The organism is Bacillus sp. IT-79MI2, assembly GCF_949768135.1.
Taxonomy (GTDB): domain Bacteria; phylum Bacillota; class Bacilli; order Bacillales; family Bacillaceae_G; genus Bacillus_A; species Bacillus_A pseudomycoides.
Genome location: NZ_CATKPV010000067.1, coordinates 1 through 14,327, shown reverse-complemented (window position 1 = coordinate 14,327; position 14,327 = coordinate 1). Strand labels below are relative to the sequence as shown.

The 14,327-nt window shown below is 33.7% G+C and carries 15 protein-coding genes and 8 pseudogenes; 10 read left to right on the top strand and 13 right to left on the bottom strand.

Annotation, left to right across the window (positions count from 1 at the left end):
• Nucleotides 1-32: 32 nt before the first annotated feature.
• From ACM6HU_RS17555 to ACM6HU_RS17540, 4 genes and pseudogenes are all read right to left on the bottom strand, one after another.
• The gene (locus tag ACM6HU_RS17555) at nt 33-422 is read right to left on the bottom strand and encodes a (deoxy)nucleoside triphosphate pyrophosphohydrolase (protein ID WP_016114788.1); all 390 of its coding nucleotides are present in this window, start codon (nt 420-422) and stop codon (nt 33-35) included.
• 43 nt (nt 423-465) lie between these two features.
• Nucleotides 466-588: pseudogene (locus ACM6HU_RS17550) on the bottom strand (HNH endonuclease); the annotation flags it as partial.
• 54 nt (nt 589-642) lie between these two features.
• Complete coding sequence (locus ACM6HU_RS17545) at nt 643-987, bottom strand: hypothetical protein (protein ID WP_016131402.1); 345 nt, start codon at nt 985-987, stop codon at nt 643-645.
• A 99-nt stretch (nt 988-1,086) separates the two neighbouring features.
• Entirely contained in the window at nt 1,087-1,209 is a 123-nt protein-coding gene (locus tag ACM6HU_RS17540; protein WP_016114787.1) for a hypothetical protein, read from the bottom strand.
• Between the two features lie 271 nt (nt 1,210-1,480).
• On the opposite strand from ACM6HU_RS17540, the gene ACM6HU_RS17535 reads away from it, so the two are divergent.
• Both ACM6HU_RS17535 and ACM6HU_RS17530 read left to right on the top strand, forming a co-directional pair.
• Nucleotides 1,481-2,575 carry a hypothetical protein gene (locus tag ACM6HU_RS17535; RefSeq protein WP_016114786.1) on the top strand — a complete coding sequence of 365 codons (1,095 nt, stop codon included), beginning with the start codon at nt 1,481-1,483 and terminating at the stop codon, nt 2,573-2,575.
• Nucleotides 2,572-2,694: a hypothetical protein gene (locus ACM6HU_RS17530; RefSeq protein WP_016114785.1), complete on the top strand. Its 123-nt coding sequence runs from the start codon at nt 2,572-2,574 to the stop codon at nt 2,692-2,694. The genes ACM6HU_RS17535 and ACM6HU_RS17530 overlap by 4 nt, the downstream gene beginning before the upstream one ends.
• Before the next feature lie 89 nt (nt 2,695-2,783).
• Here the strand turns inward: ACM6HU_RS17530 and ACM6HU_RS17525 are convergent, their stop codons facing one another.
• Nucleotides 2,784-4,019 carry a glycoside hydrolase family 5 protein gene (locus ACM6HU_RS17525; RefSeq protein ID WP_016114784.1) on the bottom strand — a complete coding sequence of 412 codons (1,236 nt, stop codon included), beginning with the start codon at nt 4,017-4,019 and terminating at the stop codon, nt 2,784-2,786.
• Between the two features lie 283 nt (nt 4,020-4,302).
• On the opposite strand from ACM6HU_RS17525, the gene ACM6HU_RS17520 reads away from it, so the two are divergent.
• Nucleotides 4,303-5,649 carry an NAD(FAD)-utilizing dehydrogenase gene (locus tag ACM6HU_RS17520; RefSeq protein WP_016114783.1) on the top strand — a complete coding sequence of 449 codons (1,347 nt, stop codon included), beginning with the start codon at nt 4,303-4,305 and terminating at the stop codon, nt 5,647-5,649.
• A 271-nt stretch (nt 5,650-5,920) separates the two neighbouring features.
• Here the strand turns inward: ACM6HU_RS17520 and ACM6HU_RS17515 are convergent.
• The 6 genes and pseudogenes from ACM6HU_RS17515 to ACM6HU_RS17490 all read right to left on the bottom strand — a co-directional run.
• Nucleotides 5,921-6,274: pseudogene (locus ACM6HU_RS17515) on the bottom strand (ATP-binding cassette domain-containing protein); the annotation flags it as partial.
• A pseudogene (locus tag ACM6HU_RS17510) lies at nt 6,270-6,578 on the bottom strand (transposase); the annotation flags it as partial. The pseudogenes ACM6HU_RS17510 and ACM6HU_RS17515, both read right to left, overlap by 5 nt.
• Before the next feature lie 32 nt (nt 6,579-6,610).
• Nucleotides 6,611-6,928, bottom strand: a complete 318-nt coding sequence (locus ACM6HU_RS17505) for a hypothetical protein (protein ID WP_016114780.1) — start codon at nt 6,926-6,928, stop codon at nt 6,611-6,613.
• 207 nt (nt 6,929-7,135) lie between these two features.
• Nucleotides 7,136-7,789: a DUF6944 family repetitive protein gene (locus tag ACM6HU_RS17500; RefSeq protein WP_016114779.1), complete on the bottom strand. Its 654-nt coding sequence runs from the start codon at nt 7,787-7,789 to the stop codon at nt 7,136-7,138.
• Nucleotides 7,790-8,119: 330 nt separating this feature from the next.
• Nucleotides 8,120-8,296 carry a hypothetical protein gene (locus ACM6HU_RS17495; protein WP_016114778.1) on the bottom strand — a complete coding sequence of 59 codons (177 nt, stop codon included), beginning with the start codon at nt 8,294-8,296 and terminating at the stop codon, nt 8,120-8,122.
• A gap of 164 nt (nt 8,297-8,460) precedes the next feature.
• Nucleotides 8,461-8,655 (bottom strand): hypothetical protein, encoded by a 195-nt coding sequence (locus tag ACM6HU_RS17490; RefSeq protein ID WP_080118966.1) that lies wholly within the window; start codon nt 8,653-8,655, stop codon nt 8,461-8,463.
• A 717-nt stretch (nt 8,656-9,372) separates the two neighbouring features.
• Between ACM6HU_RS17490 and ACM6HU_RS17485 the strand changes: the two genes are divergently transcribed.
• Nucleotides 9,373-9,558 (top strand): hypothetical protein, encoded by a 186-nt coding sequence (locus ACM6HU_RS17485; protein WP_016114776.1) that lies wholly within the window; start codon nt 9,373-9,375, stop codon nt 9,556-9,558.
• A 333-nt stretch (nt 9,559-9,891) separates the two neighbouring features.
• Here ACM6HU_RS17485 and dut read toward each other — a convergent pair.
• Together dut and ACM6HU_RS17475 are read right to left on the bottom strand one after the other, a co-directional pair.
• Nucleotides 9,892-10,239: pseudogene (dut, locus tag ACM6HU_RS17480) on the bottom strand (dUTP diphosphatase); the annotation flags it as partial.
• A 153-nt stretch (nt 10,240-10,392) separates the two neighbouring features.
• Nucleotides 10,393-10,635 (bottom strand): DUF3947 family protein, encoded by a 243-nt coding sequence (locus ACM6HU_RS17475; RefSeq protein WP_016114774.1) that lies wholly within the window; start codon nt 10,633-10,635, stop codon nt 10,393-10,395.
• Nucleotides 10,636-11,774: 1,139 nt separating this feature from the next.
• Here ACM6HU_RS17475 and ACM6HU_RS17470 point away from each other — a divergent pair.
• The 6 genes and pseudogenes from ACM6HU_RS17470 to ACM6HU_RS17445 all read left to right on the top strand — a co-directional run.
• Nucleotides 11,775-11,993 (top strand): annotated as a pseudogene (locus ACM6HU_RS17470) (hypothetical protein); the annotation flags it as partial.
• A gap of 129 nt (nt 11,994-12,122) precedes the next feature.
• Nucleotides 12,123-12,233, top strand: a pseudogene (locus tag ACM6HU_RS17465) (hypothetical protein); the annotation flags it as partial.
• A gap of 29 nt (nt 12,234-12,262) precedes the next feature.
• The gene (locus ACM6HU_RS17460) at nt 12,263-12,841 is read left to right on the top strand and encodes a suppressor of fused domain protein (RefSeq protein ID WP_016114773.1); all 579 of its coding nucleotides are present in this window, start codon (nt 12,263-12,265) and stop codon (nt 12,839-12,841) included.
• Nucleotides 12,842-12,947: 106 nt separating this feature from the next.
• Nucleotides 12,948-13,037: pseudogene (locus ACM6HU_RS17455) on the top strand (SMI1/KNR4 family protein); the annotation flags it as partial.
• 184 nt (nt 13,038-13,221) lie between these two features.
• A complete protein-coding gene (locus ACM6HU_RS17450) occupies nt 13,222-13,731 on the top strand; it encodes a site-specific integrase (RefSeq protein WP_016114772.1) in 510 nt (169 codons plus the stop codon).
• 16 nt (nt 13,732-13,747) lie between these two features.
• A pseudogene (locus tag ACM6HU_RS17445) lies at nt 13,748-13,909 on the top strand (thioredoxin); the annotation flags it as partial.
• Between the last annotated feature and the right edge of the window lie 418 nt (nt 13,910-14,327).

The following is a 14,327-nucleotide window of genomic DNA, read 5'->3' as shown; positions in this document are numbered from 1 at the left end:
CTTTTTCGTTATAATAGACCCAGCATTTTAAATTATAAACACAAGACCTCTACAGTCGGAATATCCGCTTGGGCCCACTTTAGCTCTAATAAATTATTAACATTAACCCATTTGAGTTCTGCATGTTCAAGTGCTTTAGGCACACCGGACTCTATGTATGCTTTATATGTAGTTAGATGAACAATAATATTCTCATACTCATGCTCAACTTCTTCTATTTTTTCACCTACAGTAATAAAACAACCTAGCTCTTCTTTAATCTCACGTAATAGTGCTTCTTCCGGCGCTTCTCCTTCATCAATTTTCCCACCAGGAAATTCCCAATAGTTAGGTAATGACATTGTAGAAGAACGTAATGCACATAGTATTTCATTTTGTTCATTGAATATTACTGCTCCAACAACCGATACTTTTTTCTTCATCGCTAATCACTTCCTTGATATCGTTTCATTCTTTTGCGTTATCTCATCTTCCCGTTTTATTCTGCTCTAGCTTTTTCTTTAATTTCGCAACATCTTCATTTTTATTTAACACATGTAACTTGCGATGACAATTTGCACATACTCCAACAGTGTTATAAATCGAGTCTTCCCCACCATCCGATAGCCATTTTACATGATGAGCTTCTAAATATGGATTCCCTTATTTATCTTTGAAAGGAGCATGCCGTTCGCACAATTCACATATACCCTGTGCACGCCTCTTAGCCAACTCAGCTACATATTCATTACGCTGATATGTTTTCGTTTTTGTAAATCGTTTGTTACTAATAGATATTACCTTTGTAGCACGGTCCTTTAGTTCTTCATAATTTAATCCTCTTGCTTTTTTCATTTCTTGCTCTTGTCGAATCTGAACAATATTCTGAGGAAGTACTACATTTCTAGCCAATAACTGGATTGGAAAAACCCATACTTTTCTATTGATTCCTTGCGTATCCTCCTGAATCTCTTGAAAAGGTTGCTCTATAAGCTTTACTTGCCCCATAAAGATATGTTTATCTGTTTCAAACGCTTCAAATAAATAAACGCCTACTCCATTTTCATTAGAATCATGTAGAGTCTTGTTTTGATTTCCTTCTAGAACTTAATCCCCTTCTTTCCCCATTCCCCTGTAATATAGTATATCTTCATTCCAACGATCATCGTAAATACCTTTTGTATGATCAGAAAATAATACTAATGTATTTGCCCTTTTAGATTTCCTCATTCCCCCCATATTCCCACATTTGAATCTCTTAGAAATTTCGTTATTATTCTAGATTTAACCGATTACAGATGTTCCGAACGAGAAAGTTCACTACGGTGCGACAGCGCTCCCACTTTTAGGGGGGCGTGTCAATAAACATAACTTTTGGTTATTTGTTGCTTTAAAAATAAAACTGTTAGACAAATGTTGAGAAATATAGAAACTTAATTTCTATTACACTTTATTCCTGCTATCATTATTTATAAGAATATTCGAAAAAGGAGGGGTTTTCATGAATGTCAAAGTTAAGGGGAATGAACAAATTAAAGAACTATTAAATAATTGGTATCAAGAAATACGTTCACGTAATATAAATAATTCTCATCGTTTAAAAGAAGAAATTGATACTCTTATTCCCAATAAAAAGGCAGACTCAAGCTTATTACTCTACTATTACCTGCTAGATTTCGGATATAACTATTTAGTAGATAATTTGAGTATTTCAAAAAATAGTTTTGATAAAATTGAATCCTTTGATATGCCAACTGATAATTCCCTAGCTTACTACTATCATTTTTATAAAGCTATTCATTCTAACGCAATCGGTAATTATAATCTTGCTAAAGAGCACTATGATAAAGCTGAAGTATTACTTAATCACATCTCTGATGAACTTGAACAAGCTGAATTTTACTATAATTTAGCAACATATCATTATCATATTTACCAAGCACTCTTAGCCATAAAGTATGGGACGAAAGCTAGAGATATATTTTCTGAACACACTGGTTATGAACTCAAAACAGCTTATTGCGATAATTTATTAGGTTTAGCTTGTACACATTTAAGAGAATTTGAACTTGCTGAAGAATATTTTATTACGGCAATGGGGACATTCCAAAAGCAAGAAAATGAAAAAGCAATCTTATTAGTTCGTCATAATTTGGGTTTAATGTATGCCAGTCAAAATATTTCTAGTTCAGCAATTCGATATTTATCAGAAGTTGTTGAGAAGAAGCCTCATCATTACAAAGCAATTTTTGTTAAAGCAAAAGAACATGTCAAACTAAAAGAAGAAGAAATTGCATCCCAACTCATCGAAAAAGGGTTAACCATCTGCAATGACTTAGGTAACAAAGAGTATCAATATCGCTTTACAATCCTAAGAGAAATGAACAAAAAATCTCCTGCTGAAAAACTAGAAAAAGGAGTACTAGCAGGAATGGACTACTTTAAAACAGAAAGATTATGGGAGTACGTTCAAGAATATACCGAGGCATTAGCAGTTCAGTTTCATAACGAAGGAAATTTTGAACAAGGAAGCAAATATTTCTATTTAAGTTATGAAGCTAAAAAAGAAATTTTTAAAAAGGAGGCGTTAAAGTGAAAAAAGTATTATTAGGAATGCTGTTGATTACATTTCTAACAGTAAGCACACATACTTCAGTTGGAACTCAAACAGTTACTACTCTTATACAAAGTTTAGCCGACGGTGATACAGGTTGAATTATTAACAAAAAAGAACGCAATCCCAAAAGTGGGAAAGCGTTCTTTTTTATAATCTGGTGCCACCCATTTTTACTCTGATGACATTTTTACTTCTTGTGAGATTGTAAATCATTTTTCAATACATCCCAAAGTGGATTCTCTTGACGTATTGGCCTACCTTCTTCGTCCCATTTTATCTTTCCTGTTCCGAGTTCATAATTCATTCCTGTCCAAGTATCTTCACGAAATGCGTAGAACGATTGATGCCAACCTTTTTGATTGAATATAGAAATAAGGTCTTTCATATATTGAGTGGCTCCTGGAACAGTACGATTAATTCCAAATTCCTCAGCAATAATTCGATTAGATGGTACATGATTTTTCTTAGACCACTGGTGAATAGGATGTAAAAATTTTTCTAACCCCTTTTTATTCCACATAACAGGCTTCTCTAAATCTCCTACTTTTACAATTCCAGGATATTGATACTCTTTATTTTGATTTTCTCGTTGACTTGTTAATTCATATGGCTCATACATATGAAATGCATAAAGTGTTTTATTATCCTTGACGGGTTTCAGATATTTAAAAGCCCAAGGAGTGGCGTATAGACCTGAATCTAATATAATTGGTGTTTCTTTGTCTACTTCACGAATGGAGGTAACGACCTTTTGATAGAATTTATTTAAATCTGCTGTAGTGCCTTCCATTTTTGCATACCATTTCTTATAATCTTCTGTCCAAAAATCATTATATCTATTACTTTTAGCCGTTTCTGGGTGTGGCTCATTGATAATATTGTAACCAACTACAGCTGGATGATCTTTTAATTCTATAGCAAGATCCTTCCAAAATTGGCTTGCTTGTTCTTGATACTTTTCTTCTTCCCAGATTCGATCATCATTTTGATTATGATTAAATTGACGCCAGCGATCACCAGGTAAGGAAAGCATGGTAAGCACAACTTTCATTCCTTGTGCTTGTGCAGCATCTAAATCTGCTTTTAATTTTGCTACATCTTCTTTCACTAGTCCTTGATAGTTATCTGCATTCCCTATGAGAAAATCTTTCCCAGAAGTATCTGGTTTATCTTCAAATAAGAAATCTTTATCTTTCGCCCATTTATCTGGTGCTAAACGAACATATTCAATATTAGCTTCCTTTGCACTTTTGTAGTTTTCAGGTAAGGACATACTATTCATGAAATTCGTACCTCTTCTTTTAGAATTCCAAAAGTCCATTTTAGAATCTACACTTTTGTAAGTTTCCGCTTTCACATGTATTTCTTGCGCTCCAAAGCTCATCATGCCTATTAATGCAACTATGGGTAAGACTTTTTTCATAACTTTTCCTTCTTTCTAATGTTTTTCGTTATACGAATAACATACTTTGTCTTTGTTACAGGAATATGGCATTTTATACTATTAGCAATCTACTCTATTGATTTTATGGGAATATATCTTTCATAGGACTTTAAAGTATTTTATATTACAAACGGTGATTCTTCTGGAAATTAAGATAAAAAACATTCACCTCTCTAATCAATGTGAGCTATTTCCAAACGTTGAAAATTTGTTATACACTAGGAAAATAGCAAGCAAACTATTCAATAGCAGGTGAAAAAATATGTATGATGTTACAATCATCGGTGCTGGAGTAAGCGCTGTTTTTATGGCTTATGCATTAGCCCAAAGCAACAAAAATATCTTAATTCTTGATAAAGGCAAGCCATTAGAATATCGAAATTGTCCTTTAGAACAAGGGGAATTATGTAACTGTAATGCATGTGACAAATATTTTGGTTTTGGTGGTCTAGGAAAATCTGAAGGGAAATTTAATTACACAAACGGGTTTGGAGGGGAACTGGAGAAAAAAATAGGTAAAGAAGTTTTTATGAAACTAATGGATGAAGTAGATAATATCCTATGTCGTTTTGGTGGAAATTCAGTTCTAAAATACTCCACATACAATCCAAACATTACCAAAAGAGCCGAGGCATGTGGTTTACAAATGCTAACAACACAAGTAAGGCATCTAGGCACTACACTTTCGACCGACATTTTTCAGCAACTCTACAAATTTTTACGTGACAAGATAGATATCCAATTTCGTATAAACGTACAACATATTGTTAAACAGAAACAATATTTTAAAATTACTACAAATCAAGGGGTATTTCATTCTAGGCAATTAGTATTTGCAACTGGACGCTCCGGGGCGGATTGGTTAAAAGAAATGTGCTCTTCCCTTGAAATTGCACAGGAGCAGACCCGTGTAGACCTAGGTATTCGAGTAGAGATGAAAGAACATCAATTACGCTCAATATTAAAAGACACATTTGAAACAAAACTCTCTTATCAAGATGACAATTTCACAGCAACTACCTATTGTATGAACCCCAAAGGGCGTATTGTTCGTAAGTATGAAGAAGGTTTAGTTATGCCTGATGGACAAAATTTTCGAGAACAAAGAACCGGAACTTCTAACTTAAATTTCACGTTATTCATCCCACGTTATTTCCCTACTCTGACAGAAGCAAATTTATACGCGAGTACAATTATAAAAGGAATTAACCAAGGACGAGATCGAATTGTTGTACAGCGTTTGGAGGATTTATTGAAGGGACAACCTACCTTGGAAAAGATGATGAAATATAATCATATACAACCTACACTACAGGGGGATTATGGAGATCTTAATAAAGAAATCCCTCCATTATACATTGAAGGACTCAAAGAATTTTTGCTACGTTTAGAACAATTTATCGGAGAACCTATCGATAAGGATACTTTACTATATGGAATTGATGGGAAATTTTATGCTTCTACGATTAAAATCAATGAAAGGTTTGAAACAACTATTACTGGATTGTATTTAATTGGAGATTGTTCAGGTATTACTCATTCATTATCTCAAGCAGCAGCAAGTGGCCTATATGTAGGAAAGTGTTTATCTAATAGCTCTGCACTATAATTATAAAGAATAGTTAATTCTTCATATACAACAAATAACATCATTACTTGACACTCCCACCCCTAAAGGGAATAGTAGGAAAACCTGATGGTCTTATATCATATTCCCGTTTATGATTGTATTCTGTTAATATGTATCCTACTTTTCCTATTAAAAAACCTAATTTCTCAATTGATTGTAGAGAAATTAGGCTTTTTTCATCACTCCATTAAAGTGCCTTATAGTTTAAGGACTTGATTTACTGATTATATCTTTAATCATTCACTTTGAACTACATAGGTATAATTTTTGTTGCAACTGTTTGTTGAAATGCCTTATCATGCTCAACAATAACCATTGTGGGATTAAATTGTTGAATAAGCTCTTCAATCTGCATACGCGAATAAATATCAATAAAATTTAATGGTTCATCCCATATATATATATGAGCTTTTTCACATAAACTTTTAGCGATAAGCAGCTTTTTCTTTTGTCCACCAGAATAATAAGATATATCTTTCTCAAATTGAATTCGGTCAAAATCCATCTTACGTAGGATGGATTTAAATAACGTCTCATCAATCTCGTGCTCTTCAATAAAGTCCGATAACGATCCCTTCAAATGAGAAGTATCTTGTCGGACATAGCGCAATTAACTGTCCATATAAATGGCACTGGAATCGCTCGAGTTTTATCTTTTTTACCGCATGAATACCAAAAATAGATTTCCATGTTTTAAATAAAATTTTAACTTGCCAACGAAGAGAATAGAATTGATAAATTTTATTCGCCATCATGTCAGTTTCATTTATATTTGTAATAAACAAGTTGATACCACTCGCATATTTAGGCATTCATCGTTTTTCTTTTTTATGCCGTTCTAATCGTTTTGTATGTTCAGATTCTGTTAATTTATAGATGATTAGACGCGTTGGTTGTTTTTGTTGAAAATTATACATAGTCTTAACTTGATGGCTATGTCCTATTGGACGCTTTTTATTTCATAACCATTTAACTTTCCAATACCAAATAAATCAATTTCTGTATCAATTAATTTCGGGATAAATTTCACTATTTTTGTCCTACCTTGAAGAACTTCACCTTCAGTAGTAATAAATTCAAATACTGGTTGCTCATTTTTCTTCATTATTTCAATAAAAATTGTATCTTTATCAGTAGTTCCACGTATAATGACTTCCCAGTCTAAATAGTCATTAATCCTTACATAAGCTATTCGAAAATCTATTTCTTCTTTTCTCTCTCCTAAATAAGTGATTTTTCCAACTTCAAACTGTGCCATTTTACTACCTCCCTTTTATTACATCTTCGACAGGAAAGAAGAAAAACCTACACCATAAAACATCTTTTATTCTTTTAAATTACCAAAAATTGAGCTATAGAAAATAATCCTCCCTAAAGTCCTTGTCCGACCTTAAAAGAGAATGAAATATTTCCTTCCATTCATATGAATCTTCATACTAATTTCTCGATAGCTAAAGTTTCAAACTCAATCCTCTATCATTTGTGTAATTCCAATTGCTGAAACTGCTGTACCAATTGCTTGTATCCAAATACCAATTAGTCCAACGAATCTCTCATCTTCTTTTTCTCTATCATTTTTCTCAATCATTTGGTTTTCCTTGGATATGTTGTGTATGCCTTGAAATGCTTGCAATCCAGCTCCTAGCGTTTGTAGTGAATTACCCACTACAATCAACCATGGAATTTCAGGCTCCTCATTCAGTGCCACCTCTACCCCTACAAATGCACCAATAGACTGTAGACTATTTCCTGTGATAATGAGATAATCATTCTCTTCCATTTCTTTTTGTATATTAAAAAACGTTCCTATTACATTTGAAACATTCCCTAAAGCTAATAATTCAATCCCTGTTTTCTCCAAAGATTTATTTCTTTGTTTCATTTGTTCCTCTTTACTCAGTGCAGTTTCTTCTACTTTCATCCCTTGTTTTTCAAAGGAATCTTTTAACGCTATCAATTGCAGTATATATCCAAGAGCTTGTAATGATCCACCTACAATTACAAGTGGTTCTTCAACATTTTCTTCTCCTATAAACCCTCTTGTAGTTCCAATGGCAGCTATCGTATTTCCACCTACTTGAAACCATGCTCCCGTAACCGTTAAATTTCTTGGATTCATATTATTCATCCACCTATATTAGAATCATCTTATTTATCATGGATTCACGGACATCAATACCCACTTGTAAAATAATAATATTTATGTCTTCCCTACATTTTCCCATTATATTTTCACACATTTCATTTTGTGCATGAAATGACTTCTCCAAGCTTTTTCACCTATGTATATATTCCAAATTAAAAAGAGCACTCGACAGTGCTCTTTCGTGATAAGGAGTTTTCAATGAGTATGAAAAAAGCGATTTACGCTTGTCCCATACTTCAATATATGCTTGCCTAGTTCAAAAGGTGTGCAATTTATAAATATTTTTTCAATTTACTAAATTCTTCATCCAATTGCCATGTGTGATGTTTCATCAAAATCATGATAAATGATTTTTTCTAGACTTTGACCAATAGGAACAAACCATTTTCTCTGCTGTATTAAATTGGTAATCCCACTCCCATATGCAGTTGCATCTTTACTCTCACCATTCATTTGCATAGTAAATACTTTAGAATCCATAATTCCCCTCCTCTATTTTTGTTCGTTGTGTTCGTTTGTTTTGTTAGCCCTTAAATTGAATTACAACTACATTCTTTCTATTAAATAACTACTATCAATAAAGAATTCAGAAAATCCATAAACAAAAAAGTGTGCTTTGAAGAAAAGCACTCTTTCAAGAAATTTTACCACTCTCGACGCTCATCGCAATCGCAATCGCAATCACAATCATGTTTACGTCTACGACGACAATCATCGCAATCACAGTCGCGTCTACAACGACGATCATCACAATCTCTATGTCTGCATCTACAGAACATTAAGTTATCCCAAAATCTATCACAATCTCGAAAGCGATTAAAATGACAATTACATCTCATAGATATGATTACCTCCTCTTTATAATAGGATTCATCATATTCTATGATTAAAAATAAAAAACAGCTTGTTTATTAGTCTATATTCTGTATTTTAGAGTAATAATATTCATATCTAATATGGCTAATAACAAAGATTTTGGTGTGACTTCCCTAATAAACATTTTCTTTTGAATAAAACTCAATATTCCGTCAATACTGTAGATACAATAATCTTTCTCCAGTCTCCCATTGGAGCCGAGCAGTTAGTTTTTGCTAGCTGCTCTTTTATTTTTATTAACTTGTCACTATTTGATAGGGTAAGCATATATTATGGATATAAGACATGCTTACTCATATGCCCTCACATTGAAAGATGGCATTTTTATTACATACAAAATAGCGTTTTTGTTGATTTTTTTCACCTTTAACTGAGACAAGCATATATTATTTTATGTAGACCCTTTCTCATAAAAAATCTACCTTTCTGAGAGCACATTCATATGTGTTCTCTCTTTTTATTTGCTATAAAATAAAGCTTTTATTTTGTTTGATTTTCATCTCTCTTCCCATCCAGCATAATATTTTAAATCTATCTTATACTATTGTTACAACGGCATTTATTACTAAAAGATTTTTCAATACATTTTATTCATAATCAGTGCAATACTAAAAAACACTTTAGTAATTTTCAACAATTATGTCGCTTGTATACCTACATGTAATCAGGAGGGATGTAAAATGGAGAAAGCGAATGAAAATATATCTACATCAAGCCATCAACATCAAGCAAAAGAGGACGAAATTGCTACAGAGGCAGGTGTACTCCTAAAATTAAAAACACTTCAACCAGCAAGTGAAGAATCTGTATTAGCTCCAACCAATCAACTTCCATCTAGTGTTATGAAACCTCTTGAAGATAAATAAAGCTTTTTATAAAAAAAGTTCAGTCGCAAATATCGGCTGTCCTTTTTATTTTTCTTAAAAATCCTTAAAACCACTTTCTTCCTTATGAAGGGCTCGGCCGAGATAATTGTAAAATAACGCCTGTATATGAAACCCGTACACATTTTTGACACATCCACTATCACAATTCCCTAAAAATTCGTGATAATATTAATTTGTTGAATATGCCAAATTTCGACATTGCACGACAACAATATCTCCCTTATCGAATCCCTGTCCCCCAGGGATTTTTCCTTTTATTCATTACTTTTTGTTTCACTAAATTTTCACCCTGAACAAAATTCAAATTTGGTATTACTTAGTTCCTGTTGATCCGAATCCGTTTTTACCTCTTTGGCTTTCCGATAGCTCGTCCACTTCCACAAAATGTGCTGTTTCCACTGGCGCTATAACGCCTTGAGCAATGCGCGTCCCTCTTTCAATAACATGAGCCTGCATATTCGCTCCCAATACTCGTTCGTTGTTATCAACAATGACATCAACTTCTCCCCTAAAACCACTATCAACCGTACCTAATATCACTCGTAGCTTCGTGTCACGCGTCATACCGCTACGTGGTCGTACTTGTAATTCGTATCCTGGTGGAATCTCAAAAGCTAATCCTGTTGGCACAACCTTCATTTCTCCTCGCCAGATAAAAGAGTAAGGTAAGAGTTATTCTTTTCCATTTTAAGAGAGAGTCTGCTATTCGTGGCAGATCCTCTTTTGTTAAGCTGAAACTTAATTAAAAAGCGTTTTGTTAAATTATTTATGAATAAGTGTCCATCGAACAGCAATGTCTCCTGTTATTATTTGCTATAAACCATATACAGTTTCATGCGGAATCCCTGAAAAAAGCATTCCATCCTGTGTAATATACATCGGGTAATAATATTGCGATGAATAGTAAGGTTGTATACTTTGGTGCATTTGTTGTGCTTGTAACGCTTGTTGCTGTGCTTGCATAGCCTGGTGAACAGCTTGAATTGTACTTTGTGCAGGACCCTGCCCTCCTAAAGGACGCATTCGCATTTCATTGTAAAAATAATTGGGAAACATTCGTTTCCCCCCCTCCTCGTAAATACTCTCACCTTCCATCTTTCATACTATGCATATTGATTTAAAGTTGATAATTTGTGAAACTTCTCAGCCTTTGTACAGATTTGATCCCAGTTTCTCTCTTCAGCCATATTCTCCGTTCTCCCTTCGATTAAGCTGTCGCCTAGCTTTTTAAGGTTTCTCCCAATTTGACAGTTTTCTATACCTCATTAAAGATATGCTCCATTTCCCTTGTCTGATGAATATCTATTTATTTCTTCATTTGGACGTAACAGATTACATTTTTCACATAAATTCATATTTCTTAGCCCACACTATCCTTAAGCCGTCCGAACTAGCGGCTTCACTCTTCTTGTAATGAGAACGCAATTTATTGCAATTCGCTAACTCATTCAACCCACCGGCAGGCAACCAAAAGCGTTGTCTGCCCTTTTTTTGTATAAACTTTTTTAATTCACACAAACTACCCATAAGTGAGTTGCTGTATTACTGTTTTTTGAGAAAACATAATTTTCAACGTAAGCAGATAGCATAAAGAGCTATCTGCTTTTCGTATAATCTTTTTCATTTCACATATACTATCAACGAATCTATTTACCAATACGAGTCATTTTGGTGTTTTGAATTTCTCCTAAATTACCCTTCTTGGGATAAGAATTTTTTGCTTATCCCATTTTGTTGTATATATATTTAAATTTACGTTAACACTATTTACGAGCGTGTTTTCTGATTATTCGTGGTTTTTATCCAGGGTAATCTTTCTCCTAATGAGGACGGCAGGTACGACTGCTTGTCCTTATTTTTTTACTCCTACCAAATTCATTCACTTCTTCATAAAAAACAACTTCTGAATCCATGCATTTTGAGCACTTATACTCGCTTAATAAAGCTTGGCATGTTCCGCTCTCTGCTCGCATTTTCTTCCTCATAATTTCTGCTCGTTGCATTACCACTGCCATAGCGTTTCCGACGTGTTGCCGCTTTTACACCACCTCTTCGGTTTTTATAATTTTCATCGAGCTTGATTACATCTGCAATTGTTTTGACATTCTTCTTTTGCCAATCGAATAGAATGCCACTGATCTATTTCCAACGCTTTGCATTTTGGTCAATCGCTCTGTCTACAGCTTCCATAATGTTTAGGTGGTTCTGCCCTTGTAACAGGGTCTAATGTTGGAACTGTATTTTTAGAAGGAGTAACTGTTGGGGCAGCATCACCAAGAGTTCTTCCCGCTAATGCAGCTCTTACAGCAGCTGGAGTGGGTGTTGTTACACATGGTGGATTTGTATAGTATAATACAATTCAAAATAGTATTGATACTCTTCAAAAATTCCAGTCTTCTTCGTCTTCTGGTGGTAGTAGTTCTAACCCATTGACATGGAATGAATTTCGAACTGCCAACAAAGGTAAATATAGTAAGGATGAAATGAGTAAGACTTGGGATAAGTATAAAAAAGAAAATGGTATTGAAAGTGACTCAGGCGATAAAACTTACACCAGACCTTCAGGATATAGAAAGGGCGTAAGAGATGATGTCTGGGATAATGCTAAAGGTGAAGATTTAACGGATGATTATTTTGGAGACTGGAATTATTAAGAAGTATTGGCGAAAGATAGGAGAGTATAATGGGGATATCAAATGAAAGTAAAATAATTGCTAAATCAGCTTTAAAAGCGTTTGGAGGTAATCCTGTTGTTTCTAAATATTGGGATGATAATAGTATAAGTAATATAGATATTTTATCAACAGGAGATAAACCTTGTGAGGGGGTTACATCGTATTCTACTATTGGCTTGTATATGCATTCAATAGGACGATCTATAGATGGAAAGTCTTTACGAGTAGAAATTGTTGGTGCGAGCGCAACAACTTATAATAATTATGCAAATGTACTAGCAACATGTGCTTTTTGTGTAATCAATTCAAAAATGCCAATCTATCCAGGTCAAATATTTTTGGATGTGTTGAAGTTTTATTATCCTAACAGTGAAATGAAACATATGTTTTTTGTGCCACCATTTCTGTGGGAAGATCAGTTGCAAACAATTGATTTCCCAGACAAAAAAGTCGCATGGTTGCTTGCCGTCCCAATATCAGAAAAAGAATATTTATTTGCTCAACAAAATGGTTCAAATAAGCTTGAAGATTTATTTGAGCAAAATGAGATAGACATTTTCGATATTGAACGAGAGTCTGTACTGTAATGTCATGCTGAATACTTTAAGTATAAGAGAACATTGTTTTTACAAATTATAATTCTCATTAAATAGCAAGTTTTAAATAAATCAGACAAGTAGAAAGGCACCTTTGGCTACCTTTTGGTCAGCAAAGAGGCTGCCTAAATATAATGTTAACTTTTGGAGTTATGTAGATGAATGGATTGTTATTGGTTTTGAATAAAAAGCACTTAATAATTTATACAAAATGTATTTAATATGGAAAGCAGAAAATCTAAAGTATGATAAAAACTCCAACTCATAAAAGTCGGATTTTCACTTCACATATACATAGGCTTCATTTGCAGTAACATAATATATTTTACCTTTGCTATTATGTTGCATATTTACTGGCTATTACCTGCGGCATGCGTAAAGGAGAAATTCTTGGTTTACAATGGAAAGACATTGATTTTGAAAGAAGAACCCTTTCTCGTATTACTAAAGAATTTCATGAACCAAAAACCTCTACAGGGAAACATCTAATCGTACTTCCTGAAATCACATTACACGCCCTGGAAGAACATCATGAACAAATAAATGTAGAAAAAGAACGGCACGGAAGTGAATATAACGACCATGATTTAGTCTGCCCTACCATTAACGGAAATCCTTGCAATTTCAGAAGTTTGACACAGCTCTGGAAAAAGCTTATAAAGAAAAGTGAGGTTCCTGATATTCGGTTCCAAGATCTAAGGCATATTCATGCAACTCTAATGTTGAAACAAGGTATTCATCCGAAGATTGTAAGTGAACGTTTAGAACATAAAAGAGTAGGCATCACATTAAACACCTACTCACATGTCGTACCAGGACTTCAAGAAACTGCGGTGGACCAATTTGCAAACGAATTGTTCGGAAATAAAACCGTTCGTTAGAAGTTTCGATTTTTCAATGAAATTACCACCTGAAAAAATACAAAATAAAACAATTGTAAAGGGAGCGAAAAACATGAAAGAAATCAAGTCTGAAAAGGAATTGAAAGACATTATCGCAAGCGAGGAGCCAGTAGTAGTTAAGTTCTTCACTACATGGTTCCCAGATTGTGTACGGGTGAAGTAGTCAGTTTTATGCATGAGTATACATCGTTAACAAACGTTATAATATAAGGGTTTAGAGGACATATCAGCGACCATTTACCTCTTACCATTACTAAGAAGTATTCGTTTAGTTTGCATTTTTGTTTGCAATCCTGTTTGCAAACTTGTTAGCACTTTTTTATATTTCTTCTACTAAAAACCTCCATTGTATTTCTTCTATTACTCATCACTCTCACTGCCATTATGACGCAAATCATCAATTAAATTATGGGATTTTAAAAATTTCATAATATAATATCCTTATTTGGAGTATTTTATCTGAACTCCCTAATAAATAAAAACATTATTACCTATGTTTATGGCTACGTAATAAATTCTTTTTTCGTTTTGGAGATACTTCAAAATCTTAACTTGATGGTGATGTGGCGCTGCCC

Coding starts and splice junctions, on each gene's coding strand:
- ACM6HU_RS17450 (WP_016114772.1), top strand. CDS start 13,222: ATGCGTAAAGGAGAAATTCTTGGTTTACAATGGAAAGACATTGATTTT.
- ACM6HU_RS17460 (WP_016114773.1), top strand. CDS start 12,263: ATGGGGATATCAAATGAAAGTAAAATAATTGCTAAATCAGCTTTAAAA.
- ACM6HU_RS17540 (WP_016114787.1), bottom strand. CDS start 1,209: ATGAGGAAATCTAAAAGGGCAAATACATTAGTATTATTTTCTGATCAT.
- ACM6HU_RS17490 (WP_080118966.1), bottom strand. CDS start 8,655: ATGAGATGTAATTGTCATTTTAATCGCTTTCGAGATTGTGATAGATTT.
- ACM6HU_RS17545 (WP_016131402.1), bottom strand. CDS start 987: ATGGGGCAAGTAAAGCTTATAGAGCAACCTTTTCAAGAGATTCAGGAG.
- ACM6HU_RS17500 (WP_016114779.1), bottom strand. CDS start 7,789: ATGAATCCAAGAAATTTAACGGTTACGGGAGCATGGTTTCAAGTAGGT.
- ACM6HU_RS17520 (WP_016114783.1), top strand. CDS start 4,303: ATGTATGATGTTACAATCATCGGTGCTGGAGTAAGCGCTGTTTTTATG.
- ACM6HU_RS17475 (WP_016114774.1), bottom strand. CDS start 10,635: ATGTTTCCCAATTATTTTTACAATGAAATGCGAATGCGTCCTTTAGGA.
- ACM6HU_RS17485 (WP_016114776.1), top strand. CDS start 9,373: ATGGAGAAAGCGAATGAAAATATATCTACATCAAGCCATCAACATCAA.
- ACM6HU_RS17535 (WP_016114786.1), top strand. CDS start 1,481: ATGAATGTCAAAGTTAAGGGGAATGAACAAATTAAAGAACTATTAAAT.
- ACM6HU_RS17505 (WP_016114780.1), bottom strand. CDS start 6,928: ATGGCACAGTTTGAAGTTGGAAAAATCACTTATTTAGGAGAGAGAAAA.
- ACM6HU_RS17555 (WP_016114788.1), bottom strand. CDS start 422: ATGAAGAAAAAAGTATCGGTTGTTGGAGCAGTAATATTCAATGAACAA.
- ACM6HU_RS17525 (WP_016114784.1), bottom strand. CDS start 4,019: ATGAAAAAAGTCTTACCCATAGTTGCATTAATAGGCATGATGAGCTTT.
- ACM6HU_RS17495 (WP_016114778.1), bottom strand. CDS start 8,296: ATGGATTCTAAAGTATTTACTATGCAAATGAATGGTGAGAGTAAAGAT.